This is a genomic window from Streptomyces sp. NPDC050508, assembly GCF_040655155.1.
GTDB lineage: Bacteria > Actinomycetota > Actinomycetes > Streptomycetales > Streptomycetaceae > Streptomyces.
Genome location: NZ_JBFAJJ010000016.1, coordinates 107,606 through 131,888 on the forward strand (window position 1 = coordinate 107,606; position 24,283 = coordinate 131,888).

At 70.2% G+C, this 24,283-nt stretch carries 21 protein-coding genes; 8 read left to right on the forward strand and 13 right to left on the reverse strand.

Translation table 11 applies throughout. The features are described 5' to 3' along the window. Positions 1 to 4 precede the first annotated feature (4 nt). From AB0I69_RS36510 to AB0I69_RS36530, 5 genes are all read left to right on the forward strand, one after another. Entirely contained in the window at positions 5 to 1,372 is a 1,368-nt protein-coding gene (locus tag AB0I69_RS36510) for an FAD-dependent oxidoreductase (protein ID WP_363100021.1), read from the forward strand. Further along, positions 1,369 to 2,532: an FAD-dependent oxidoreductase gene (locus tag AB0I69_RS36515; RefSeq protein WP_363100022.1), complete on the forward strand. Its 1,164-nt coding sequence runs from the start codon at positions 1,369 to 1,371 to the stop codon at positions 2,530 to 2,532. The genes AB0I69_RS36510 and AB0I69_RS36515 overlap by 4 nt, the downstream gene beginning before the upstream one ends. Before the next feature lie 13 nt (positions 2,533 to 2,545). Beyond that, positions 2,546 to 2,926 carry a gamma-glutamylcyclotransferase gene (locus tag AB0I69_RS36520; protein ID WP_363100023.1) on the forward strand — a complete coding sequence of 127 codons (381 nt, stop codon included), beginning with the start codon at positions 2,546 to 2,548 and terminating at the stop codon, positions 2,924 to 2,926. A 26-nt stretch (positions 2,927 to 2,952) separates the two neighbouring features. Further along, positions 2,953 to 4,392 (forward strand): dihydropyrimidinase, encoded by a 1,440-nt coding sequence (gene hydA / locus AB0I69_RS36525; RefSeq protein ID WP_363100024.1) that lies wholly within the window; start codon positions 2,953 to 2,955, stop codon positions 4,390 to 4,392. A gap of 319 nt (positions 4,393 to 4,711) precedes the next feature. Then, complete coding sequence (locus AB0I69_RS36530; RefSeq protein WP_363100025.1) at positions 4,712 to 5,074, forward strand: acetyl-CoA synthetase; 363 nt, start codon at positions 4,712 to 4,714, stop codon at positions 5,072 to 5,074. 37 nt (positions 5,075 to 5,111) lie between these two features. On the opposite strand, the gene AB0I69_RS36535 is transcribed toward AB0I69_RS36530, so the two are convergent. The 5 genes from AB0I69_RS36535 to AB0I69_RS36555 all read right to left on the reverse strand — a co-directional run bounded on the left by AB0I69_RS36535 (position 5,112) and on the right by AB0I69_RS36555 (position 12,605). Then, on the reverse strand, positions 5,112 to 7,769 hold the full coding sequence (locus AB0I69_RS36535; RefSeq protein ID WP_363100026.1) for a glycosyl hydrolase: 2,658 nt from the start codon (positions 7,767 to 7,769) through the stop codon (positions 5,112 to 5,114). Between the two features lie 156 nt (positions 7,770 to 7,925). Beyond that, a complete protein-coding gene (locus tag AB0I69_RS36540) occupies positions 7,926 to 9,134 on the reverse strand; it encodes an MFS transporter (RefSeq protein ID WP_363100027.1) in 1,209 nt (402 codons plus the stop codon). A 183-nt stretch (positions 9,135 to 9,317) separates the two neighbouring features. After that, positions 9,318 to 10,340, reverse strand: a complete 1,023-nt coding sequence (locus AB0I69_RS36545; RefSeq protein WP_363100028.1) for a cation diffusion facilitator family transporter — start codon at positions 10,338 to 10,340, stop codon at positions 9,318 to 9,320. 307 nt (positions 10,341 to 10,647) lie between these two features. Next, positions 10,648 to 11,346: a response regulator transcription factor gene (locus AB0I69_RS36550; protein ID WP_363100029.1), complete on the reverse strand. Its 699-nt coding sequence runs from the start codon at positions 11,344 to 11,346 to the stop codon at positions 10,648 to 10,650. Then, positions 11,343 to 12,605 (reverse strand): histidine kinase, encoded by a 1,263-nt coding sequence (locus AB0I69_RS36555; protein WP_363100030.1) that lies wholly within the window; start codon positions 12,603 to 12,605, stop codon positions 11,343 to 11,345. The genes AB0I69_RS36550 and AB0I69_RS36555 overlap by 4 nt, the downstream gene beginning before the upstream one ends. Before the next feature lie 132 nt (positions 12,606 to 12,737). On the opposite strand from AB0I69_RS36555, the gene AB0I69_RS36560 reads away from it, so the two are divergent. Then, the gene (locus AB0I69_RS36560) at positions 12,738 to 13,304 is read left to right on the forward strand and encodes a methyltransferase domain-containing protein (RefSeq protein ID WP_363100031.1); all 567 of its coding nucleotides are present in this window, start codon (positions 12,738 to 12,740) and stop codon (positions 13,302 to 13,304) included. 347 nt (positions 13,305 to 13,651) lie between these two features. Here AB0I69_RS36560 and AB0I69_RS36565 read toward each other — a convergent pair whose 3' ends face one another. From AB0I69_RS36565 to AB0I69_RS36595, 7 genes are all read right to left on the reverse strand, one after another. Continuing rightward, the gene (locus AB0I69_RS36565; RefSeq protein WP_363100032.1) at positions 13,652 to 13,813 is read right to left on the reverse strand and encodes a hypothetical protein; all 162 of its coding nucleotides are present in this window, start codon (positions 13,811 to 13,813) and stop codon (positions 13,652 to 13,654) included. A gap of 221 nt (positions 13,814 to 14,034) precedes the next feature. Further along, a complete protein-coding gene (locus tag AB0I69_RS36570; RefSeq protein ID WP_363100033.1) occupies positions 14,035 to 14,850 on the reverse strand; it encodes a TIM barrel protein in 816 nt (271 codons plus the stop codon). A gap of 41 nt (positions 14,851 to 14,891) precedes the next feature. Next, a complete protein-coding gene (locus AB0I69_RS36575; protein WP_363100034.1) occupies positions 14,892 to 15,734 on the reverse strand; it encodes a carbohydrate ABC transporter permease in 843 nt (280 codons plus the stop codon). Then, positions 15,724 to 16,710 (reverse strand): sugar ABC transporter permease, encoded by a 987-nt coding sequence (locus AB0I69_RS36580; protein ID WP_363100035.1) that lies wholly within the window; start codon positions 16,708 to 16,710, stop codon positions 15,724 to 15,726. The genes AB0I69_RS36575 and AB0I69_RS36580 overlap by 11 nt, the downstream gene beginning before the upstream one ends. A gap of 10 nt (positions 16,711 to 16,720) precedes the next feature. After that, positions 16,721 to 18,052, reverse strand: coding sequence for a sugar ABC transporter substrate-binding protein (locus AB0I69_RS36585; protein ID WP_363100036.1), 1,332 nt, complete (start codon positions 18,050 to 18,052; stop codon positions 16,721 to 16,723). A 93-nt stretch (positions 18,053 to 18,145) separates the two neighbouring features. Further along, the gene (locus AB0I69_RS36590) at positions 18,146 to 19,264 is read right to left on the reverse strand and encodes a Gfo/Idh/MocA family oxidoreductase (protein ID WP_363100037.1); all 1,119 of its coding nucleotides are present in this window, start codon (positions 19,262 to 19,264) and stop codon (positions 18,146 to 18,148) included. 133 nt (positions 19,265 to 19,397) lie between these two features. Further along, positions 19,398 to 20,636, reverse strand: a complete 1,239-nt coding sequence (locus tag AB0I69_RS36595) for an ROK family transcriptional regulator (RefSeq protein WP_363100038.1) — start codon at positions 20,634 to 20,636, stop codon at positions 19,398 to 19,400. A 162-nt stretch (positions 20,637 to 20,798) separates the two neighbouring features. On the opposite strand from AB0I69_RS36595, the gene AB0I69_RS36600 reads away from it, so the two are divergent. Continuing rightward, entirely contained in the window at positions 20,799 to 21,986 is a 1,188-nt protein-coding gene (locus AB0I69_RS36600; protein ID WP_363100039.1) for a Gfo/Idh/MocA family oxidoreductase, read from the forward strand. Positions 21,987 to 22,160: 174 nt separating this feature from the next. Further along, the gene (locus AB0I69_RS36605; RefSeq protein ID WP_363100040.1) at positions 22,161 to 23,117 is read left to right on the forward strand and encodes a sugar phosphate isomerase/epimerase; all 957 of its coding nucleotides are present in this window, start codon (positions 22,161 to 22,163) and stop codon (positions 23,115 to 23,117) included. Between the two features lie 59 nt (positions 23,118 to 23,176). Here AB0I69_RS36605 and AB0I69_RS36610 read toward each other — a convergent pair whose 3' ends face one another. Further along, positions 23,177 to 24,163: a hypothetical protein gene (locus tag AB0I69_RS36610; protein WP_363100157.1), complete on the reverse strand. Its 987-nt coding sequence runs from the start codon at positions 24,161 to 24,163 to the stop codon at positions 23,177 to 23,179. Positions 24,164 to 24,283: the final 120 nt, after the last annotated feature.

Consider the following 24,283-nt stretch of genomic DNA (forward strand, 5'->3'; position numbering starts at 1 on the left):
CGTCATGGCGGAGTCGGAGGCAGAGGTAGACGTCGCTGTGGTCGGTGGCGGGCCCGCCGGACTGCATGCGGCGCTGGTCCTGGCCCGGGGCGGCCTGAGCGTCGTACTCCTCGACGAGTCCGACACCCTCGGCGGCCAGTACTACAAGCGCCGCGCCGAGCAACTGGCCGCCGCCTTCGGCGACTTCCGCCCACGCGGCACCGAACTGATCCGTCAGGTGCGGGCCGCCGGGGTCGTCTGTCGCACCGGCACCCTGGTCTGGGGTGCCGAGGACGCCGGCCGTACTCTCTTCACCTCCGACGTCCACACGGGTGCCCTCGGTCGCGTCAACGCCCGGGCCACCCTCGTCGCCACCGGCGCGTACGAACGCTCCCTGCCCTTCCCGGGCTGGACGCTGCCGGGCGTGGTCACCCCCGGGTTCGCTCTGCACCTGGCCACCATGGACCGGGTTCCCGTGGGCCAACGGGTGGTGCTGGCCGGGACCGGCCCGTTCCTCCTCCCGGTCGCCTGCGCGCTGCTGGAAGTGGGCGCCCGCATCGAGGCACTGGTCGAGCTGAACCACCCGTACCGGCCCGGGGTTTCCTCGATCGGCGGCGCACTGCGACAACCCGCCCGGCTCGCGGAAGCGGCCCGCTATCTGCTCACCCTCGCCCGGCACGGCGTCCGCGTCGAGCAGGGCTCCCGAGTGCTGGCCGCGCATGGCGACAGCCAAGTCACCGCGGTGGACATCGGCCACGAGGACGGCAGCGTACGGCAGTTGGGGATCGACGCACTGTGCGTGGGTTTCGGCTTCCGCCCCAGCACCGAGCTCCCCCGGCTGCTGGGCTGTGACACCGAGCCGGACCCGACCGGCACGGAGCTACTCCCGGTCGTGGACGCGGACGGCGCGACCTCGGTCGACGGCCTGTACGTCGCCGGGGACTGTGCCGGTATCGCGGGCGTGCACGCGGCGGGTATACGGGGGCAGTTGGCCGCCCACGCGATCCTGCGCCGCCTGGCACCCGAACGCGCCCCCGTGCGGGTGGCCGGTCTCCGTTGCCGTGCCCGTGCCCTGGATCGTTTCGTTGAACTGGCCGATCGCCTCTACCCGTTGCCGACCATGGCCGACATCCCCGACGCCACCCAGGTCTGCCGCTGCGAGGGCGTCAGCGCGGGTGAGATCCGGCAGGCCGCCGCGACCGGCTGGAACGACCTGCACGGCACCAAGGCCGCCACCCGCGCCGGCATGGGCCCCTGCCAGGGTCGCGAATGCGGCCACATCGTCGCGGCGTTGGCCGGACGGAGTGAGAGCGGGGCGGAGTGCTTCGCGGCCCGGATGCCGATACGGCCGCTGCCGATGGCCGCGACGGTCGAAGGGCAGGACGTCCCGTGAACCAGCCCGACGTCGTCGTCATCGGCGCCGGCATCCTCGGCGCCAGTGCCGCCTTCCATCTCGCCGAACGCGGTTACCGTGTCGTGGTGTTGGAGCGTGGCGTGCCCAATCGCGAGGGTTCCGGCACCACCGCGGGCAACCTTCACATCCAGGCCATCCACACCCGTCGCCCGGGCCAGGACGTGCCGGTCGACAGCGCCCGCCTGCTGCCCCTGCAACGCCGGGCGTCCGACCACTGGGCGCAGATCGAGGAACGGCTCGGCGCGGACGTGGAGTTGCGGCGCGGCGGCGGCTTCATGGTCGCCGAAACCGCAGAGCAGGAAGAGGAGTTGAGGGAGAAGCACGAGTGGGAGCGGCGGGCGGGCATCCCCACCGAGGTGGTCACGGGCGACGAGGCCCGCAAGCAGTTGCCGTTGCTCTCCGACCGGGTGCGCGCCGCCAGTTGGTGCTCGCTCGACGGCTACGCCAATCCGCTCCTGATCACCCCCGCCTATCTCACCGCGGCCCGCCGCCTCGGCGTGGAACTGCACGCCTTCACCCCGGTGACCGGCATCCGGCGGGTCGGTGAGGACTACAAGGTGCTCTCGGGCGACCGGAGTTGGACGGCTCCCGTGGTCGTCAACACGGCCGGGCCGTGGATCACGGAGACCTCCGCACTGGCTGGAGTCCACATACAGATGTCACCCGTCGCGATCCAGATGCACGTGACCGTGCGGGTCCCGCCGGTCATGCATCATCTGGTCCAGCACATCGGCGAGGGCATGTCGGTCAAGCAGGTCAGCGCCGGCAACCTGCTGATCGGCGGCGGCTGGCCCGCGGCCGAGCTCGACATGGAAGGGCGCAGCACCGTCAGCGTGCCCAGCATGGCTGGCAACCTCGCCCAGGCCGGGCGCATCCTGCCGTTCCTCGGCGACCTGCGGCTGCTGCGCATGTGGGCCGGGCCGCTGGCCGCGACCCCGGACGAGATGCCGGTGGTCGGTGAAGTCCCGGGCCACCCCGGGTTCTTCGTCGCGGGCGGTACCTACGCCTTCACCCTCGCCCCGGTGTGGGGCGACACGCTGGCCCGCCAGATCGCCGGGGAACCCCCGGCCGACCCGGTGGACGACCTCGGGCCCGGCCGCCTGCTGCACGACGACGCCACCACTGCCGTATCACCCTGAAAGGCACTCCCCCATGACCCTGAAGATGTTCGTCAACGGCCAGGCCATGTCCGGAGGCACGCTCAACCACGCACTCAGCGACGCCCGTCTGCTCGGCCCCGCCCGCACGGCACCCGTGTACCGCTTCTTTTCCGTACGCGACGAGTTCCCCGGCCTGCACCCGGTCGCGGAGGGCGGCGCGTCGATCAACGGGGAGGTGTACGAGGTCAGTTACGAGGTGCTGCGCGAACGACTCCTCCCCGAGGAACCCGCGGAACTCGAACTCGGCGTGATCGCCCTGGCGGACGGCTCGGGCTCCTTCTCGATGCGGATGCGCGCCTCCGCGCTGACGGCCCCTGGAGTCGTCGACATCACGGCTCACGGCGGCTGGCACGCCTACCTCGCCTCTCTCTGACACTTCGCCCTCGCTGGAGGTTCGCCATGTCCCACCCCTCATCGATCGAAGCCGTCGAATCCGTCCGGCCCGTCGACCTCGTGGTCCGAGGCGGCACCGTGGTCAACGCCGACTGGCAGGGCGCCGCGGACGTCCTGGTGGGCGGCGGCAAGGTGCTCGGGGTGGTGGAGCCGGGCACGTACCGCGCCGTACAAGCCCCCGGTACCACCGAGATCGACGCCTCCGGACGCCTCGTGCTGCCCGGCGGCGTGGACCCGCACTGCCATGTCGGCTTCACCTCGGGGGACTTCACCTCTCTCGACGACTACCGCCAGGCCACCACGGCGGCTGTCTTCGGCGGTACGACCACGATCGTGGACTTCGCCATCCCGCGCCCCGGCGAGAACCCGGCCGACGTCGCCGCGGTCCAACGCGCCAAGGCGGCACAGGGGTTGTGCGACAGCGCACTGCACGGGTGTGTGGTCGAGTGGGACGACACCGTGCCGGAACAGCTGCGGTCGCTGGCCTCCGACGGCATCGTCACGGTGAAGATGTTCACCACCTACCGCGGCGAGACCATGGCCGACGAGAAGACCATCCTCAACGTGATGACCACGCTGCGGGACCTCGGCGGCATGGTGGTCATCCACTGCGAAGCCGACCACATCATCGCGGACACGCAGGAGCGCGGCGAGGCGGCAGGGTCGATCAGCGCGTCCCATCACGCCGGTACGCGACCGGAGTTGGCCGAGAACGCGTCGGTCGCCGAGATCCTCGCCATCGCGGAGTCGGTGTCTGCGCCGGTGTATTTCGTCCACCAGTCGACACCCGAGGCGGTCGACCTGGTGGCCCGCGCCCGCGGCCGGGGTGTGCGGGCGTTCACGGAGACGGTGGCCCACCACCTGGTCCTGGACGACACGGCATACGCGGGCCCGCACCCCGAACGCTTCGTGTGCTGCCCGCCGTTGCGGGACTCCGGCACGGTCGCGGGGCTGCGCTCACGGCTGCTGATGGGCCAGGTGGCGACGATCGGCAGCGATCACTGCTGCTACGATACGGCCCAGAAGGAGTCGGTGAGCCACGACGTACGGGCGATGCCCAACGGGCTGCCGGGAGTGGAGACCCGTATGCCGGTGATCTTCAGCGAGTTGGTGGTCAAGGGCGGTCTGCCGGTGGGCCGGTTCGTCGAGTTGATGTGCGCCAACCCGGCCCGGCTCAACGGCCTTTATCCCCGTAAGGGAGTCATCGCGCCCGGCTCGGACGCGGACCTGGTGATCTGGGACGCCACGGCCACCCGGACCGTCCGCAGCACCGGCCTGCACATGGCCACGGACTACACGCCGTACGAGGGCATGCCGGTCACCGGCTGGCCGGAGACCGTCGTGGTGGGCGGCCGTCCCGTCGTCGCGGGCGGCCGGCTGACGGATCCCGAACCCCGGGGCCGCCACCTGCGCTCAGGTCCACTGAGCCGGTCCCTGGTCTGCTGATCCCGCTTCTCCCCTGGCCGCGACGCCGGGATACCCCAGCGGTACGGCACGGACACCGAAATGCCGCATGGAGTGACGCGCGTCGGCACCGTCGGCGGAGCATGCTGGTACGGGTACGAGCGGGCCGGGAGGTACTGGCATGCGGTGGTGGGCCAAGGCGTGGATGGTCGCCGGGGTGTTCGTTCTTGTGGCCTGTAGTTCTTCGGGGGGCGACGGATCCGCGGGACCCCCGTCCGGCAGCCAGTCGACGGAGCCGTCGCCCACCGCACCGACGCCCACCCCGACGAGGCCGCCCAGCCCGAGTGGGCCGGGCCCGTCGGTGTCGACCACTGCTTCTGGGGGCGACTGCGTCACCGGTCAGGCGAAGGTCACCGTCGGCCCCGGTGATGCGGACACACAGCGGCTCTGCGTACGGCCCGGGACCGTGGTCTCCCTCAGCCTCAAGCCAAGGACGGACGACAAGCGGTGGACGGCGGTGCTGAGTTCCAGGCCGGTTTTCGTGCTGGCGTCCGGATGGCTGGTGGACGCGGACGGTACGGCGCATGCCTCGTTGCGGTGCGCGGGCACCAGGGGTGGTACGTCCGACGTCACCGCGCTCGCTAAGGCCCCGGACGTGGCGGGCGCGGCGCGCGTCGCCTTCACGCTGCACGTGAGCGTGGTGCCGTACACGACGCAGGGGTGACCCCGGAACCCGGGATCACCCCTGCGACCTTGCTACGTCACTTACAGTCGCTCACCTTGATCGTGTAGATGCCGCGGCCGTGGGTGGCCGCGTACAGCGTCTTTCCGTCCGGGCTCAGCTTCAGCTGGAGTACGGCGACGGCCGGGAGGTTCCCGATGCGCTTCCAGGTCGTGCGGCCCGGTGCGCGGTAGACGACGCCCAGGTCGGTGGCGACGGCGAGGCCGCCGTTCGGTGTGACGACCGCGGAGTCGGTCGGCACGTCCGGGAGGTTGTTCGAGATGTCCTTCCAGGTGGTGCCGCCGTCGGTGGACTCGAAGACGTGGCCGACACCGGCGCCGGGGCCTTCGGTCCAGTGCCGGGAGAAGCCGTTGACCGCGAGGTAGACGTGGTCGGCGTTCTTGGGGTCGATGGCGAAACCGCTGAGGTAGCGGTTGGGTACGGTGCCGTCCGTGCCGGTGGCCGGGAGGGTGATGTCGTGCCAGCCGGTGCCGTCCGTGTTGCCGACGGAGATGCCGCGGGCGAAGCCCTGGTTGTTGCAGGGGCCGCACCAGGCCGCGTAGACCTTGCCTCCGGAGGCCGCGACGGCGGTCGCGGTGCGGCCGGCGCCGAGGTCGTAGACGCTCTTCCACTCCGAACCGCTGCGGATGGCGTAGCCGTTCGTCTGGACCCAGATGTGGCGGCCGCCGGCGATCCAGGTCGAGCTGTTCTTGGCGTCGGCCGTGATGGGGGCGATGAAGCGGGCCTCGCCGGTGGCGTTGTCGGCGGGGGCGACGTTGTACGACGTGATCTTGCTGGGGTCGGTGACCCAACTACCGTCGTTGACCGCGCAGTTCTGGGTCACCTGGATGGCGAGGTAGACGTACTCCTCGGCGATGTTGCAGCCGTTGGCCGGGTCGGTGAGGGTGTCGCCACCGTCGCCGCCGAAGTCGGAGCCCATCACCGTGTCGTTGCTGCGCAGGATGGACTGGCCGTTGTCCTGCAGACCGCCGGTGACGGAGACGCCGCCGTAGGTCAGGTCCTTGCCGACGCCCACCGAGTAGTACTGGAGGGTGTCGATGGTGCCGTCGTTGAGGGAGGTCCAGTCGGTGGCGTGCCCGGAGGAGTCCTGGGCGCCGTCGAGCGGGCGCTTGTAGACGCCGCCGTCGTTGCCGACGTAGACGAAGGTCTTGCCGTGGTAGCTGCCGATCGCGACGCCGTGCTGGTCGGAGTGGGTGGTCGGGCTGCAGTCGCCCGTCTGCTTGGTGGGGTCGATGCTCCAGCAGGGGAAGCCGAAGTTCCAGTACGGGCCGACCGTGGACCAGTTGGTGCCGCCGTCCTTGGTCTCGTAGACCTCTTCGAGGCCGGCGTAGACGTGTTCCGCGTTCGCCGGGTCGACGGTCAGGAACTGGTTGTACCAGGCCTGGACGCCCGGCATGTAGCCGCTGGAGGTCAGTGCCGAGCCGTCGGCGGCCAGGCCCTTGTAGTCGGCGATCTTCGTCCAGGGTCCGGTGGGAGAACCGGACTTGGAGACGTAGATGCCCTCCAGGCCGCTGTCCGGGTTGGTGTTCAGCTGCTCCGGGGACTGGTCGATGGCGTAGTAGCGCGAGCCGTCGGCGGAGCGGGCGAAGGTGACGTTGCCGACGTTGTCCGCGTCAGCGGGAAGGTCGCCCAGGCCGCTGGTGATCCGCGTCCAGACGCCGTTCACCTTCGTGTAGAAGCCGTTGTAGTCGTCACCGCTGCGCCAGCCCACCGCGAGGACGACCTTGCTCGGGTCCTTCGGGTCGATCGCGATGTCGTTGGCGATGTTCTTGTACGCGGCCGAGGCGTCGTTCGCGAGTGAACCGCCCGGCAGATAGGCGGGGTTGGGGGCGAACTCCAGCTTCCATGCGCCGCTCAGCGTCTTCGTGGAATGGCTCCAGACGCCCTCGCTGGTCGCCGCCCACACCTTGCCGCCGCCGAAGCGCAGCTCGTGGATGGTGGTGGACTCCAGCTCGTCGCCGCCGACGCGGCTGCGGGAGGAGAACGTGCCGTGGCGGGGGTTCGACAGGACGTAGACGCCGCTGCCGAGGTAGGCGTCCGCGTTGGTCGTCGCCTCGCCGGTGCCCAACCACAGCCGCCCGGCGCCGTCCAGCGCGAGCGCGCCGGTGGACTGGGCGGGCAGCTTGTCGCTGATGGGCTGCCAGTGCCCGCCCCCGGACCGGGAGCGCCACACGCCGCCGCCCGCGCTGCCCGCGTACACGTACCCGTCGTCGTCGGCGGCCATCGCGGCCATCCGGCCGGTCACGTTGCCCGAGCCGCCACTGGAGTTGGAGTCGTAGTCGCGGTAGCGCGGGTCGTCGGAGTTGTACGGCAGGTTCGTGACGTTGCGCCAACTGCCGCCAGTGCTCGGCAAGTTGGTCAGGCTCGTCCAGGCGGCGCCGTACGCGCCAGGGGCGACGATGCCGGGTGAGGTGCGGGCCTCGGCGTACTGGTCCGCGCCCTCGGCTATCTCGTCGGCCTCGTTGCCGTCGTCACCGCCGTCGTCCTCGGCCTTCACCTTGGGACTGACGGCGCCCACCGACTGCCCTCGTTCGGCGGCCAGTTGAGCGAGAGTGCGGGCCCCGAAGGGGGTGCCGCCCGGGCCGGGCGCGGCGCCGGCGGGTATCACCACGAGCGCGGCGGATGCGGTGATGGCACAGATGGTGAACCAACGTCTCTTGCGGGTAGGTGCTGACACCAGGTCCTCCCGAGCGGGCACGGATACAACCGACGGGGACGACCCGATCACCGAAGGCAGGACGCGTCCGACATTTGGACAGTCCTTGACCAGAACCTGTCACTACATATGGCCGGAAGCCGACCGGTCCATCGCCCTTTCATCGGGAACTCCGGGTCAGAGAGCCGCGGTTCGCGCGCGGGCAATGGCCGGCAGTACACCGGCGAGGACCAGCCCGATACCGCCGGAGATCAGCAGCGGGAGGTGGCCGTCGTCGCCCCAGGCGAGCCCGGCCCACACGCCCGCGAGCAGCACGGCCGCCCCGGTGGCGCCCTGGTAGAGCCCCTGCGCGGTGCCCTGCTGGTGGTCGGGGACGAGGGTGGAGATCCAGGCTTTGCCGACGCCGTCCGTGCAGGCTGCGAAACCGCCGTAGAGCGGAAGCACCACGAATACCAGCCAGGGGCTGTGGATCAGGCCGAGGCCCAGGTAGCCGATCGCGAAGAAGGCCAGGCCGGCGGCGAAGACCAGTGAGCGCGGCAACCGGTCGGACAGCGCCCCTGCGGGGTAGGACAGGGCGGCGTAGACGAGGTTGTAGACCGCGTACGCGCCCACCACCCCGGCTGTCGAGAGGCCCAGGTCGTGGGCGCGCAACAGGAGTAGCGCGTCAGGGAAGTTGACGAGGTTGAAGGCGAGGAGCACCCCGAGAACCCGCCAGTAGGGGCGGGGCAGGGATCGCCAGGGTGTACGGGCGACCCGCGTCGAGGAGCGCCCTGCCCCTTCGGCTCGGGGGTCGCGGACGGCGGCGACCAGCGCGACCGACGCGACGGCGGGGATCACGGCGATCCAGAACAGCGGGCGCAACCGGTGGTCGAGCGCCTCGTACAGGACCAGCCCGACGAGCGGGCCGACCACCGCGCCGGCGGTGTCGGCGGCCCGGTGCAGCCCGAACACCTTGCCGCGCTGCCCGCTCGGAACGCCCTCGACGAGCAGGGCGTCACGAGGCGCCCCGCGCATGCCCTTGCCGAGCCGGTCGGTGACCCGGGCGAGGAGTACCAGCGGCCAGCCGGTCGCGAGCGCGATCAGCAGTTTGCCCACCGCGGCCAGCCCGTAGCCCGCGCCGATCAGCGGACGACGGGCGAACCGGTCGGCCAGGCGTCCGGCGGCCACCTTGGTGAGGGAGGCGGCTCCCTCGGCCGCTCCCTCGATCGCGCCGACCACGGCGGGCGGGGCGCCGAGCACCACGGTCAGGAAGATCGGCAGGATCGGATAGAGGAGTTCACTGGCCGCGTCCTGGAGAAAGGAAACCCCGCACAGCACCTTGACGTTGCGGGTCAGCCACGCGGGACGCTTCCGGTCCGGGGGGGCTTCCGTGCCTGGCTCTGTCACAGGTGCAGTATCCCCGTGGTGGTGGTCCCGGTGTGTGCGCACACCGCGGACGAGACGTGGGCGACGGGCGGGATGCCGGTGCCGGGCGTGGCGATCAGTGCGGACACGGCCCCCGAGCAGGGGGTGGGGCATGCGTGCCGGGGCTGCATGGACTGCGGGTTCAGCGGATGCAGGCCGGTGTGCTCAGTGCTCGTGCGGCTCGTCCCGGTGGACCGGGCCGTGCGGGTCCTCGCAGTGCGCCGTGGCGTCGGCGTGCTCGCCCGGGAGCGTCACCTGCAGCACGTTCTCGGGGGCGTGGTCGGCCTGAAGGGTGGTGTGGGTGATGCCGTAGTCGTGCTGGAGGAGTTTCTCCAGATCGCGGCGAACGGCGTGGCAGTCGCCGCCGGCCTCGACCAGGACGTGGGCCGAGAGGGCGGTCTGCCCGGAGGTGATCTGCCAGACGTGCAGGTCATGGACCTCCACGACGGCCTGCTGGGCCACGAGCTTGTCGCCCAGCGCGTCCGGGTCGATGTCCGCGGGCGCCGCCTCCAGGAAGATGCGGCCCGACTCACGGATGAGCCCGTAGCCCGCCTTGAACATGAGGGCGACGACGACCAGCGTGGCGATGGGGTCGGCTCGGGCGAAGCCCGTGGTGACGACGACCAGCGCGGCGATGGCGGTGCCGATGAAGGCGAACAGGTCGTTGAGGATGTGCTGATAGGCGCCCTCGACGTTCAGCGAGGTGCGGTTGGCCTTGGAGATGCACCAGGCCGCCACCACGTTCACCACGATGCCGACGAGCGCGGTGGCCAGCATCAGCCCGCCCTTGACCTCCGGCGGGTCGGCCAGCCGGCGGATCGCCTCGTACGCCAGCCACGCACCGAGCAGCAGCAGGGTCAGCCCGTTGGCCTGGGCGGAGAGGATCTCGGCACGCTTGAGGCCGTAGGTGAAACCGCCGCGGGCCGGGCGTGCGGCCAGTCGCATCGCGATCAGGGCGAGCACGATCGAGGCGGCGTCGGTGAGCATGTGCGCCGCGTCCGAGATCAGGGCCAGTGAACTCGCGATGATGCCGACGACGACCTCGACAGCCATGAACGCGGTGATGAGCGTGAGAGCGATGCCCAGCCAGCGCCCGTCGGCGTCCGCCGTCACGCCGTGGGAGTGCCCGGCGTGGCCTCCCGAGCCGTGCTCGTGTCCCGCGTCGTGATCATGATCGTGGTCGCTCATGGTGTGCGCCTTCCCCCTCGCGACGGATGTCCCGACCGAAGTGAAGCCCATCCCGGTGCGAATCGGCAAAGGCTGCACCGGTGACCGTTGTCATGTCCGTTAGGTGGGCCTGACATGGGGAAACGCGACTCGGACACGGGTCGGCGAAACCAGGGACGATCAAGACCACGCTCCCACGGCCCCACCCGAGCGGGTTCCCGTCAGCAGAGCGCGGACCTGACATCGGCTCAGCAGATGTGAACCCGGAGGCCGAGCGAGCCGCCGACGAAGACACTGCTGCCGAACTGGGCGGGATGCCCGTCACAGCTCAGTCCCCAACCCCTACCAGCCCGCTCTCGTAGGCGAAGATCACCGCGTGGATACGGTCCCGGAGGCCGAGTTTGGTCAGGATCCGGCCGAGGTGGGTCTTGACGGTCGTCTCCCCGACGAAAAGGCGGCCCGCGATCTCGCCGTTGGCCAGTCCCCGGGCCACCAGCGCGAGGACGTCCCGTTCCCGCTCGGTGAGAACCGCAAGGCGGTTGCGCTGGGCGGGTGCGGACGCGGGGGCATGCAGGACGAAGCGCTCGACCAGGCGTCGGGTCAACGACGGGGCAACCATGACCTCGCCCCTCAGCACCGCGCGGACGGTCACCAGGATCTCCTCGGCGGGGGCGTCCTTGACGAGGAAGCCGTTCGCGCCGGCACGCAGGGCCGCGTAGGCGTACTCATCGAGGTCGAAGGTGGTGACGACGAGTATGCGGGGCCCGTCGGGCTGCGCGCAGAGGTGTTCGGTCGCTGCGAGTCCGTCCAGACCGGGCATGCGTACGTCCATCAGGACGAGGTCCGGCTTCAGGGCGGCCACCCCCGCGATCGCCGCGGCGCCGTCGGCGGCCTCGCCCACCACGGTGAGATCGGGCTGGCTGTCGACGACCATCCGCAGCCCCATCCGGATCAGCTCCTGATCGTCACAGATCAGCACCCGGGACGATGACACGGCGCGCTTCGAGGGCGGGGTCGGGTCGCTCATGGGGTCGTCCTGGTGGGCTCGGGCCTGCCAGGGCGCAGGGTTGCGGCGACCCGGTAGCCGCCGTCGGGCGTGGGTCCGGCGTCAACGTGCCCGCCGTACAGGGCGGTACGCTCACGCATGCCGGTGAGTCCGCGACCGGACGGGAGCAGCGGGGCAGGACGCCCGGGCGCCGGTCCGGCTTCCGTCCCGGCCGAGTTCTCCACCCTGACGCTGATCAGCCGCCCGGGCCCCTGCCTTCCGGTGTCGACCCATACATGGACCGTGGCGTCCGGCGGGGCGTGCTTGACGACGTTGGTGAGTGCCTCCTGCACGATGCGGTACGTCTGCACCATGAGATCCGCCGGAAGGCCGACGCGCTCTCCGCGAAGGTCCAGCAGGGCGCGCCTGCCGCTCGTGTTGAGGCGTTCGACCAGCCGCCGCACATCGGACGCGAGGTGTTCGGTGGCCGCACCGGAGCCGGAGTCGCCGATCGAGGCGTCCGCGTCGGGGGTACGCAGCACCCCCAGCAAACGGCGAAGTTCGCTCAGTGCCTCACGGCCGGTCGCGCTGATGACGCCGAGCGTGCGATCGACGACGGCGGGGTCGACCTGCCGCATCAGCCTGCCGCCCTCGGCGTTCAGCACCATCACGCTCACGCTGTGCGCGAGGACGTCGTGGATCTCCCGGGCGATGCGTGCCCGCTCCTCGGCGACGGCGACCCGGGCCAGAGCGACGCGTTCCGACTCGGCGAGCACGGCCCGCCGCTCGAACTCGGCCATGTAGGCGCGCTGGGCACGGACGTACTCACCGAACACCCAGGCCCCGGCCAGCAGGAGCCCCACCGCGAGCGGCGTGAGCCAGACCCCCCGGGCACCCGGGCCCTCGTAGTCCCGCTGCCACGCGGGAATCCACAGCAGCACACAGCCCGCGGCACACACCACCGTCGCCGCGGCAGCCATACGCAGGCCACGCACCGTGAGGGTGGCCAGGACCGCAGCCAGCGCGACGGCGCCGCGTCCCGGTTCCTGTCCCCACACCTGCCCGAGGAACTGCGCCCAGAAAGCCGCCGTCACCAGGGCCGCGACGAGCACCGGCCGACGGCGGCGCCACAACAGGGGCAGCACCAGGGCTACGTACACACCCGCCTGCACCCAGACGGGCCGCCACCCCGACTGCGGGCGGATCACCGGCGGCACGGCAACCAGCACGACCAGCAGCAGGTCCGACAGCCACGGATATCCGCGCCGCAGGCGGGACAAGGTCTCGATCAGCTGTTGCACCGCCTCACGCTACGGCCGGAGTCCGCTCGCCTGCATCGTCCTGGCGGGCGTCACGGGGTCCTCCCCCGGTCGTACACGTACTGGCCGGGGATGCGACGTGCGGCTACCCGGTGCGCTTCCAGCATGGCCGCCATGTCGATCACCACCGAGTTCCTCAGACGCCCCCTCATGACCGGTGCCGTAACGGCCAGTTCACGACGGCTGGCGTACGCCATGACCGAAGGCATCGGCCTGGAGGAGGCCCGGCTCGTGATCGAACTCGGCCCGGGAACCGGGGTGTTCACCGACGCGATCCTCGCCCGGCTCGCACCCGACGCACGACTCGTCGCGATCGAGCTCAACCCCGTGCTCGCGGCACGGTTGTCGGCCACCCGGCGCGACACCCGCCTGACCGTAATACAGGGTCCGGCCGCCGAGCTGACCACAACGATCGGCGGACCCGCCGACGCGGTGGTCTCCGGACTGCCCTGGACCGTCATGCCGCGGGAACAGCACGGGCACATCCTGGACGCCGTGACCGAAGTCCTCACACCCGGCGGCCGGTTCACCACCTTCGCCTATCTCCACGCGGCCTGGACACCGCCCGCCCGTCACCTCACCGCCGAACTCGCCCGCCGCTTCGACCGGTTGGAACGCTCGACCGTGGTGTGGGCGAACCTCCCGCCCGCTTTCGTCCACCGGGCCACCCAGAAGGAATGACCGCAAGGGCGAGTGCCGCGACAGCGAAGACCCAGGCCCTGACCAGACCCGTACGCTCCAGGCACCCGGAAGCAGAACACGGAGTAGAGAGTCAGCCGGGACACGGCCGAAGCGGATGGCAGGACTCCTACCCGGCCGATCACTGCCGGTCGGCGCGCCGGGGTTGTCGGTCTTCGTTCGGGTCAAGGGCTCCTCGGCGGTCCTCAACGATGAAGCAGGCCCGTTGGTGGAGCTCGTCGAACGTGATGACTTCAATGTGTCCTGGACAGATCGTCTGTACTGCTCGAAGGAGGTGATCTTCCCTGCTTTCGCCGCGCCGCCGTCGCTGAACTCGCTCAGGCTTCCGATCACCAGCACCTGTCGCGGGCGATGGCGGCGACCGCTGCCGCGTCGGGCCCGGTGCGCTGGGTCGCGGCGGCCCCGTCTGTCGCGAAGAGAGCGCCCATGACCATCCCGCCGCACGTCGTCAGCGCCACCGCGGCACGCCACGGGGATCTCTTTCTGAACATCGACCACTCCTATGTGTTCGGTCCGGGTTCGTCGCCGCCGGGAGGCGGAACGAGAAGAGCCCTGGCCGATCACGGACTGATGCGCCGGTGCGGCCGTGTCCCGTCCCCGCGAGCGCCAGCGGCTGTCGCGAGAGCGACCCGGCCGGCGCGATCCCGCTGCCCGGGGTCGCGCCGGTGGTCACTCCGTATGCCCCGGGAAGTGGCCGTCGGCGGCCCGCGACTCACCGTCCGGGCGCCTCGAAGCTCACCCCCTGCCGCTCCTTCAGCCAGGCCACGCTCTCCGCCACCAGGTCGAAGATGTCGGCCCCTTCGGCGATCCCGTCCGCCTCGATGATGTGCACCCGGATCGAGTCCCGGCCGGCGTCGAGTGCGTCCGCCAGGGCCACCGCGCCCTGCCCGGCGGCGACTTGGGGTTCGCCGCGGACCGCCGGGCCGTCCTTGACGTGGACGAGTTCGACGCGTTCGCCGAGCCTGGCGACCACGTCGGCGGGGACCTGGCCGGCGGTCTGTGCCCAGTAGAGGTCGACCTCGGCGACGATCGACGGGTCGAGGGCGTCCCACAGCACGTCGTAGCCGTAGTGGCCGTCGTCGAGCGGGGTCCACTCCCAGTAGTGGTTGTGGTAGCCGACCCGCAGGCCGTGGACCGCCGCGGCCTTGGCCAGGGCGTTGAACCGGTCGGCGTACCGGCGCACTCCGTCGGCCGAGACCAGGGCGTCGCGGGTGAATCCGGGGAGTGCCTCGGGGGTGGACGCGATGGCGATGGGCACGCCGGCCTCGGCCATCTCCTCGAAGAACCAGCCGGGGTCCTCCGCGTCGGGCAGCCGGGCGTGGGTGGAGGAGACGGTGAGGCCGGCGGCGTCGATGTCGGCCTTCAGGGAGCGTGCCTCGGCCAGGCGCGCGGCACGGGTGAGTTCGTTGCGGCCGAGGCGGAAGGGTTCCACCGCGGTCACCCCTAGGTCGGCGATCCTGGCCAGCGTGGCGGGACGATCCTCAAGGACGTTCATCAACGTGTAGAGCTGCAAGCCGATGGCCGGCATGCCAAGGTCCAATCTGTCGGGGCGAGTTGGTCACTTCACCGTCACTTCACCGCGCCTGCGGTGAACCCGGTGATGAGGAAGCGCTGGAGGAGGAGGAAGCCGGCGACCACGGGGACGGACACGACCAGGGAGGCGGCCATGACCTGGTTCCAGTAGACGTTCGCCTCGGTGGAGTAGGCCTGCAGGCCCACGGCCAGGGTGCGGGTCTGTTCGGTGGTGAGGACCGAGGCGAAGAGCACTTCACCCCAGGCGGTCATGAAGGCGTAGATGCACACGGCGACGATTCCGGGTGTCGCGGCGGGCACGATGATCTGCAGCAGGGTGCGCAGCGGGCCGGCGCCGTCCACCTTCGCCGCCTCGTCGAGGTCGCGCGGCACCGTGTCGAAGTAGCCGACCAGCATCCACACCGCGAACGGCAGGGAGAAGGTCAGGTAGGTGACGATGAGCCCGGTGCGGGTGCCCACCAGGTCGGTGCCGAGGTTCTGGTCGGCGTAGACGAACAGCAGGTACAGCGGCAGCAGGAAGAGGATGCCGGGGAACATCTGGGTGGCGAGCACCGCCCCCTTGAAGCTCGCGCTGCCGGGGAACGTCCAGCGGCTCAACGCGTACGAGGCGAAGATCGCCACCAGCACCGACAGCACCGTGGCGGACACGGCCACGACGAGCGAGGTGACGAAGTACTGGGCGAGCGGCACGGTGTGCCAGATGTCGATGAAGGACTGGAACGTCGGCGACGACGGGAACCAGGTGAACTCGCCCTGCACGTCGGGGAGCGTCTTCAGCGACGAGGCCAGCATGACGTACAGCGGGGCCGCGACGAACACCGACAGCAGGGTCAACGTGACGTACCGGAAGGCCCGGTAGCCCGGGGTGTCATGATTCATGGCCCGTCCTCCGGGTGAGAGCGAGATAGCAGGCGCTGACCAGGGTCAGGAACAGCAGGAGCAGCACGCTCATGGCCGAGCCGAGGCCGAAGTTCCAGGTGGCGAACGAGCTTTGGTAGATGTGCACGGAGATCAGGTCCCCGGCCGGCGGCGCCGAGCCGCCGAACAGGATGTACGGGGTGCTGAAGTCGTTGAAGGTGTGCAGGAACATCACCAGGACCAGCACCTTGTTGACCGAGGACAGCAGCGGCAGGGTGATCATCTGCAACTGCCGCCAAGGGCCCGCTCCGTCGATGCTCGACGCCTCGTAGACCTCGCCCGGTATCGCCTGCATACCGGCCATGAGGATCAGGAAGGCGAAGGGCCACATCCGCCAGATCGCGACGACGCACTCGGCCCAGAAGGCGTTGTGGCCGATCAGCCAGAACGGGTTGGAGTCGATCAGCCCGAGCTGCCCGAGCAGGTGGTTGAGCATGCCGTTGTCGCGCTGGAAGATGAAACGCCAGGTGATGACCGCCGTGTACGCGGGCAGTGCGTACGGCACGAGGAACAGCGTCCGCAGCAACCCCCGGCCGCGGAAGGCGCGTTGCAGCGCGAGCGCCGCCGCCATACCGACCAGCCAGGCCCCGGTCAGGACCACGGCCGTGAAGCCGAGGGTGACGAAGAAGGACTGGGCCAGTGCCTTGCCGGTGGGGCCGTCGAAGTCCAGGACGATCCTGAAGTTCCCGAGGCCGGTGAAGGGCGCGTCCCACCAGTGGCTGATCTGGTACTGCGTCACGCGCAGGCCGCTCATCGCCACGCCGAGCACGATGGGCACGAAGTGGATGAGCAGTTCGAGGGCCAGGGCGGGGAGCAGGAAGGCGTACGGGATCCAGCGGCGACCGCGCCCCCGGAAGCGGCTGCCTCGTACGGACCGCTTCGGTGTGTCCGGGGCCTCGGGGCTCTCTCGTGTCCCGGAGGGAGTGATGACTGCCATGGTCCTGCTCCTAGCTGCCCGCTTCGAGCTTCTGGTCAGCTGCGGTCATCTCGCTCTTGATCTTGGCCTTGCCGGGCTGCTTTCCGGTCGCGGTCTGCGCGGCGAAGGAGCTCATCGCCTGGCCGACCAGGGTCTCGAACTGGGATTCCTCGGCGATCTGCGGGAGCGGTACGGCCCGGGAGTTGAGAGTTTCGCGGGCCACGGCCAGCGTCGGGGTGTCGAACGCCGGGTCCTTCGCATCGGTGACCGAGGGCAGCGTCCCGTAGGTCTTGTTGAGGATCACCTGTTCCTTGGCGCTGGTCAGGAACTTCACGAACTGGGTCGAGCCGTCGAGGTTCCCGGTGTTCTTGAAGACCGCGACGTTGATGCCGCCGACGAACGAGCCGATGTCCTTGCCACCCGCGACCACCGGGTCCTGGGCCGGTACCGGGACGACGCCGTAGTCGGCCGTCGTCAGCTTGTACTGGCCCAGGGTCTTGCCGGTCGACGACTGGGCGAGGATCATCCCGGCCTTGCCGGACGCGAAGTTCTGCAGGAGGGCGACCTTGTCGGTCATCTCGGCGTCGGACGGGTTGACGATGCCGTCCTTGCCGATCCAGGACAGCCATTGGTCGATCCCGTCGACCATGCCCGTGTCGTCGAACTTCGGTTTGTGGCCGCTGAAGACCTTGGCTCCGTGCTGGGTGCCGAGAATGAACGCGAAGTGCGCGGCGAACGAGGACGAGGCGCCCTGGAGGCCAAGACCCCACTGGTCTGTCTTGCCGTCGTTGTTGGTGTCCTTGGTGAGCTTGTGTCCGTCGGCGACGAACTCGCTCCAGGTCTTCGGCGGCGAGGTGATGTTCGCAGCCTTGAACAGCTTCTTGTTGTAGAAGAGTTCGTACGAACTGGTGTAGAGCGGCAGGCTCGCCGGGTCCTGGCCGACGGCGCCGGTGGACTTCAACGCCGTTGGCAGGAAACGGGATTCGCCCCCGACCTTGGCCAGCATCTCCTTGTTCCAGCCGACGAAGGCCCCGGTCGCCTGGAGTGACGCGGACCAGGTGTTGCCGATGTTCAGTACGTCGGGGCCCTTGCCGCTGGTCGTCGCCGCGAGGATGCGGTTGAGCAGGTCGGCGGAGGGGATGACCTCCAACTTGACCTTCACGCCGGTCTGTTGGGTGAACTTGTCGATCTCCGGCTGGAGGACCTTCTTGTCCGCGTCCAGGCTGGTGCTCTGGTTGGTCGCCCAGTAGGTGATGGTCTTGTCACCGGAGGCGGAACCGGAGCCGCCGCCGCACGCTGTGACACCGGCGCCTGCCAGCATCGCCGCAGCCGCGAGCGCGACTGCACGGGTTCTGCGCTGCATGGGGTTTTCCTCTCAAGGACGTGCGAGATCGATGGGGATGGTGCACGGGATCGGTGCCGGCGTGCGGGGCCGGAGGGGTTCAGGCGGAGGGGTTCAGGCGGAGACGGACTGCGGGAGGGCCGCGGGCGCGGGCCGCTCGGCGCGGCTGGTGATGGCCCGGGCTCCGGCGGCGAACGTCGACTCCTCGACGGCTTCCAGCACTTCGAGCACGTGCAGCGCGAACTCGCCCGGGACACGCAGTGGTTGACCGTGCAGGGACTCGACGAGGTCGTTCACGCCGTGGCCGCGGAAGGGACCGGCTTCCGGGGCGCGGGTGGGAGCGATGACCGGCGGGAGTTCGGACCAGTCCGTGTCCGTACGGCGCTTGATGAGGACGGGAGCGTCATGGCGGTTCGGGTCGGGGATGTTCAGGGTGCCCCCGGTGCCGTAGACCTCGATGTGGGGCAGGGTCATGTCCCAGATGTCGAAGCTGTAGAGGGTGGAGACGATCGCGCCGGAGGTCGTGCGGAGGATGGCGGCGACGGTCGTGGGGACGGTGACCTCGACCTCGTCGACGACGCGGTCCGGGGTGGTCACGGTGATCCGGGGGCTCGGGATCGTGCTCGTGCCGACGACTTCGGCGACGGGTCCGAGCAGGTTGACCAGGGCGGCCACGTGGTAGGGGCCCCAGTCGAGGGTCGGGCCGCCGCCGGGCTGGAAGAAGAAGCCGGGGTTGGGGTGCTTGGCCTCGACCTTGGACGAGCGGACGAAGGACGTGGCGGCGAAGGGCGTGCCGATCAGGCCGCCGTCGACGGCGGCGCGTGCCGTCTGGCCCGCCGTGCCGAGGAACGTGTCGGGGGCTCCGGCCAGGACGCGTCCGGCCGCCTCGGCCTGTGCCAGGTTCTCGCGGGCCAGGGTGACCGTCGCGGCGAGGGGCTTCTCGCTGTAGACGTGCTTGCCTGCGGCGAGCGCGTCCCGGGTCACCTCCCAATGGGCCACGGGAGGCGTGATGTTGACGACGACGTCGACGTCCGGGTCCGCGTAGAGCTCGGCGGGCGTGCCGTACGCGGGGATGCCGTGGAGCTCGGCCTTGGCGCGGGCCCTGCCGACGTCGATGTCGGCGATCCTGATGATCGGCAGGTCGCCGTACCAGTTGAGGCCCCGGGCGTAGGCGTCGAAGACCATGCCTGCGCCGACAACGCCGATGCGTGCACGAGGGGTTGATCCATTCACCGTGTCTCCCAGGTCGCGGTCGAGCGGAGCGAGTCCGCCGGTGGATGAGACCGGACGTGCGAGACACGATGGAAGCTAGTGGCGACGGTGAGAGGCGGTAAAGGCCGCCGGTCCGCTGGACGGACCGCCCGGCTCAGGAGGTGTCGCGCGGCCCCAGGAAGCGCCCGATCCCGGCCGGTGAGAGCAGGTGCTCGATGCCCAGCACCATCGCCCCGACCATCGCCGCGTCCCGCCCCAACTCGCTGCGGGTGATGGACAGTTCGCGGGTGGCGAGCGGCAGGGCCTGCCGGTACACCACGCCCCGTACCGCGGAGAGCAGGTCGTCGCTGGCCTCGACGATCTCGCCGCCGACCACGACGTGCCGCGGGTTCAGCATGTGGATGCACAGGGCGATCACCTCGCCCAGCGTGACCCCGGCGGCGCGCACCGCGTGCAGCGCGTCCGGCAGCCCGTCGCGCAGCCGTGCCAGGAAGTCCCGCATCGCGGCACCGTCCTCCGCCACGTCGAGGGGCGGTTCACCGGTCGCCACCAGGCGCCGCGCGAGCGCCGCGGTGGACGCCACCGCCTCGACACAGCCCGCCTTTCCGCACCGGCACACCACCTCCTCGGCGCCCGGGACACGAATGTGCCCGATGTCTCCGGCCGCGCCGTCGGCGCCCCGGTGCAGCGTCCCGTCGGCGAGCACGAAGCCTGCGCCGATGCCGGCGCCGACGGTCACGAACAGCACGGGCAACTGCTCGGGCGGCACCGTCCGCGCCTCGCCGAGCGCCATGAGGTTGACGTCGTTGTCCACCAGGACGGGGCAGCCGAGCGCACCCCCGAGCCGCTCGGCCACCGGGAAGCCGTCCCAGCCCGGCATGATCGGCGGGCGGACGGCCATGCCGCGTGCCACGTCCACCGGACCTGGCAGTCCGACGACCAGGACACGGGGCCGGTCCGCCGGGACCTTCGCCTGTTCGAGCAGGTCGGCGAACTGGTCCACCAGAAGGTTCACGGTGCGCTCCGGGCCCTCGGCGAGCGGCCAGGGGACGGTCGTGTCGGCGAGCACCCGCTGGGTCAGGTCGGTCACCAGGCAGCGCGTCGAGAAGGTGGTGAGGTCGGCGATGAGCACGACGCCCGCGTCCCCCGCGAGGCTGAGCCGCAGTGCCGGCCGGCCTCTTCCCCCGCCGCCGGCGTCCTCCCCGTGCAACAGGCCCGCGTCCACCAGATCCTGTACGTGCGTGTGGATCGAGGACCGCGAAAGCCCGGTGAGCCGGGACAGGTCCAGACGGTGGGACGCCTCACCGGCCGCGATCAGCCGGGCTATCTGGCTGCGCACCGCGTCGGGATGACGGCGCGAGCCGCTGCCCGGTGCGCCCAGTCGTGCTGCCACGTTCACTCCCCCTGGAAAGGCCGACGACACCAACGGACGATTAATATTCCAGAAACGACAATATTCAAAGGGCTTTCCTGACAGAAGTATGCCTCTTACTGTTGGCCCTGGATGAGACCGGAACAGCGAGCTCCCGTACGGCACATGCCGAAAGGATCTTGCATGGCCGCCCCGACTGGGCACACCACACGCGTCGCCGAAACCCCCGTACGACGTCCGCGTATCCCGCGCCCACGGATTGCCGTCCTCGGCGCGGGCATGATCGCGGGAGTCCATGTCCGCAGCGCCCGCGCGGCCGGTGCCGACGTGGTCGGCGTCCTGGCCTCCTCACCCGAGCGGAGCCGGGCGGTCGCACACGACTGGCAGCTCGACGTCGGCTACCCGGACGTCGACGCGGTCCTGAGCGACGACCGCGTCGACGTGGTCCACATCTGCACGCCCAACCACCTCCACGTCACCCAGGCGCGCGACGCGCTGCTCGCGGGCAAGCACGTCATCTGCGAGAAGCCGATCGCCACCTCGGCGGCCGACGCCCGGCTGCTCGCCGACACCGCCGCGGCCTCGGGCCTGATCGCCACCGTGCCGTTCGTCTACCGCTATCACCCCATGGTCCGCGAGCTGCGGACCCGGGTCGCGGCCGGCGACTTCGGTCCCTGGCAGCTGCTGCACGGCTCGTATCTCCAGGACTGGTTGCTCCCGCCGGAGAGCACCAGCTGGCGGGTGGACCCGGTGGCCGGCGGCCCGTCGAGGGCCTTCGCCGACATCGGCTCGCACTGGTTCGACCTGGTGGAGTGGGTGGCCGGGGTCCGGATCTCCGAGGTACTGGCCGAGACCGCCACGACGGTGGCCGAACGGCTCGACGCCGGGGGTCCCACGTTCTCCGGTGCGCCGCTCGCCGGTTCGGCGCGGGTCCCGGTCACCACGGAGGACGCGGTCGGCGTACTCGGGCGGACGACGGACGGGGTCCTGGTGTCCGCGACCGTCTCCCAGGTCTCGGCCGGCCGGAAGAACCGGCTGTGGTTCGAACTCGACGGCGCGGACGCCAGCGCCGTCTTCGACCAGGAACTGCCCGAGTCCCTGTGGCTCGGCTACGGCAACCGCACCGAGACCCTGGTCCGCGATCCGACCTCCAACACCCGAGAGGCGGCCCGCCTCTCGCTCGTACCGGCCGGACACGCCCAGGGCTATCTGGAGTGCTTCGAGAACTTCGTCAAGGACACCTATGCGGCTCTGCGCGGCGAGGCTCCGGAGGGCCTGCCCACCGTGCTCGACGGTGTACGGTCCGCGAACCTGGTGGACGCGGTCCTGGCTTCGGCGGACCGGCGCGTGTGGACCACGGTGCCTGGGTGACCGGAGCACGCGGACCATGGTTTCCGGCCGACCGACGCTCGCGCCTCCCCTCCGTCTCTCCCCCCGGCCGACCGACGCTTGTGCCTCCCCTCCCCCGGCCGACCGGCGCCGGTGACTCCTTTCCCCGGCCGCCCTCCCTTCCCTCTCAACCCCTCTCACCGAAGGACCCGCGCCATGAAGCTCGGATTCCTGACCGCCTGCCTCTCCTCCCTGTCTCTTGACGAGATCGCCCACTGGGCCACGGCCGAGGGCTACCAGACCCTCGAAGTCGCGGTGTGGCCGAACACCGGTGGCCGCGACTTCGAGGCCTCCCATCTCCCGGTGGCGACCTTCTCGCAGGCCGACGAGGACGCGACCCGCGAACTGCTGCGCCGCACCGGCCTGGAGATCAGCTCGCTGGCCTACTACGAGAACAACCTGCACCCCGACCCCGCGACCCGTGAGGCGATCAGAACCCATCTCCGGCACGTGATCGACGTGGCGGCACGGCTGGGTGTGGAGTCGGTCGGCACGTTCATCGGACGCGATCCGGGGCTCTCCGTCGTGGAGAACCTGCGCGAGGGCGAGAAGATCCTCCCCGAGCTGGTCGGCTACGCGGCGGACCGCGGCGTCAAGATCGTGATCGAGAACTGTGTGATGGAGGGCTGGCACCCCGACGGATATCCGGGCAACCTCGCCTACTCCCCCGAACTGTGGGAGTGGATGTTCGGGCTCGGCTTCTACCTCAACTGGGACCCCTCGCACCTCACTTGGATCGGCGTCGACCCCCTCACGACGATCGAGCCGTACATCGACCGGATCATCCACACCCAGGCCAAGGACGTCGAGCTCTTCCCCGCCAAGCGCGACCGGTTCGGCTTCTTCGGGACTGTGCACAAGGGCGACGACCCCTGGGAGATGGGCTGGTGGCGCTACCGGGTGCCCGGTCTGGGCGAGGTGGACTGGCGCCGTGTGGTCGACCGCTTCCACGAACTCGGCTACACCGGCACCGTCTCCGTGGAACACGAAGACCCCGTCTGGTCTGGAACCGAGGACAAGGTGAAGCAGGGCCTGCGCATCGCCCATCGGACACTGCGACCGCTCGTCGGTGAGCAGGCGACCGGCCATCGTGAAGGCCACGAAGAGCGCTGAAGCGGCGGGTGGCTCACGGGTGACCGTGAACCACCCGCCGCCGGACGGAGAGCCGTCCCTCAGCTGCCGTTCCGGCACCTGGTGATCGAGCTGCACCCCCGGGAGTAGCTGTTCGCGGTGGGCGAGTTCAGGGTCGTGTCGTAGTTCCAGTCGGCGCCGCGGTCGGTGGCCGGGTCGTAGGTGATGCGGGTCTGGGCGTGGTGCGGGTTGGCCACGAACTGGTCGTACTGGAACGTGATCGTGGACGGCACGAGCAGGCCGCGGTTGTAGCGGGCGGTCATCGTGTAGATGCGGGCGCCGGTGATCGCCCAGTTCGGGATGTGCCGGACGTACGCCCACTCGTTCTGCGTGCGGTAGTGGTTGTAGAGGTCCGTGTTGCTGCGGATCTGGTCGGGGACGTACAGCGCGTTGCGCGCGTATGCCGGGTCGATCGTGTAGACGAACGTGCGGGCGGTGATCGTGCCGCGCAGGCAGCGTTCCATGAGGAACGGGCCGATCCCCGGAAGGATCGCGTAGGCGACGAGCCGGCCCGTGGAGCACTGGTTGTTCAGGGCGATGGAGGCCAGGTTGTTCACGCCCTGGCTGCGCGCGAAGTCGTCGGCGACGCCCTGCGTGCCCGAGGTCGAGATGTACTCGCTGTTCAGGGAGCGGTCACCCTGGACGTGGGACACGATGTCGGAGTTGGTGCCCCGGGACCAGAAGCCGGTGTTGAAGATGCCCTGGTTGTCGTCGGCGATCGGGGGCCGGGAGTCCCCGCGGTACAGGGTGGCCGGCATGGCCGCCTCCGCCACGATGTCCCGGTTGTGCAGGGTGGGACAGCTCGACCCGGAGGAGGACGCCCCCGAGGACGGGCCGCCCGGGCACGGGTAGGTCTGTGCCTGCGCGGTGGCCAGGGGGCCGAAGAGGGTGGCGATCAACGCCAGCACGGCGGCGGTCACGGTGGACGCGATCACGTGCTTGGCGCGACGGGGTCCGCGGGTCGGCGCGGCGGCGGTATGCGGATGCGTTCCCCTTGTGGGGGGCTCCGTGACATCTGGGTTGCGCATGGCTCTGATCTCCAGGTTCCGGGTGCTCGCTCAGCACTTGCGCACCCCAGACTGCGCACCCGGGAGTTGATTCGACATCCCCTTCTGTCAGGAAAATCAACTCTTATGGTCCAATTTCGC

What these genes read in the sequence shown, in the direction of transcription:
- AB0I69_RS36510 (WP_363100021.1), top strand. Translation starts at nt 5, where the DNA reads ATGGCGGAGTCGGAGGCAGAGGTAGACGTCGCTGTGGTCGGTGGCGGG.
- AB0I69_RS36520 (WP_363100023.1), top strand. Translation starts at nt 2,546, where the DNA reads ATGACCCTGAAGATGTTCGTCAACGGCCAGGCCATGTCCGGAGGCACG.
- hydA (WP_363100024.1), top strand. Translation starts at nt 2,953, where the DNA reads ATGTCCCACCCCTCATCGATCGAAGCCGTCGAATCCGTCCGGCCCGTC.
- AB0I69_RS36545 (WP_363100028.1), bottom strand. Translation starts at nt 10,340, where the DNA reads ATGAGCGACCACGATCATGATCACGACGCGGGACACGAGCACGGCTCG.
- AB0I69_RS36550 (WP_363100029.1), bottom strand. Translation starts at nt 11,346, where the DNA reads ATGAGCGACCCGACCCCGCCCTCGAAGCGCGCCGTGTCATCGTCCCGG.
- AB0I69_RS36560 (WP_363100031.1), top strand. Translation starts at nt 12,738, where the DNA reads ATGTCGATCACCACCGAGTTCCTCAGACGCCCCCTCATGACCGGTGCC.
- AB0I69_RS36565 (WP_363100032.1), bottom strand. Translation starts at nt 13,813, where the DNA reads ATGTTCAGAAAGAGATCCCCGTGGCGTGCCGCGGTGGCGCTGACGACG.
- AB0I69_RS36570 (WP_363100033.1), bottom strand. Translation starts at nt 14,850, where the DNA reads ATGCCGGCCATCGGCTTGCAGCTCTACACGTTGATGAACGTCCTTGAG.
- AB0I69_RS36575 (WP_363100034.1), bottom strand. Translation starts at nt 15,734, where the DNA reads ATGAATCATGACACCCCGGGCTACCGGGCCTTCCGGTACGTCACGTTG.
- AB0I69_RS36580 (WP_363100035.1), bottom strand. Translation starts at nt 16,710, where the DNA reads ATGGCAGTCATCACTCCCTCCGGGACACGAGAGAGCCCCGAGGCCCCG.
- AB0I69_RS36585 (WP_363100036.1), bottom strand. Translation starts at nt 18,052, where the DNA reads ATGCAGCGCAGAACCCGTGCAGTCGCGCTCGCGGCTGCGGCGATGCTG.
- AB0I69_RS36600 (WP_363100039.1), top strand. Translation starts at nt 20,799, where the DNA reads ATGGCCGCCCCGACTGGGCACACCACACGCGTCGCCGAAACCCCCGTA.
- AB0I69_RS36605 (WP_363100040.1), top strand. Translation starts at nt 22,161, where the DNA reads ATGAAGCTCGGATTCCTGACCGCCTGCCTCTCCTCCCTGTCTCTTGAC.
- AB0I69_RS36610 (WP_363100157.1), bottom strand. Translation starts at nt 24,163, where the DNA reads ATGCGCAACCCAGATGTCACGGAGCCCCCCACAAGGGGAACGCATCCG.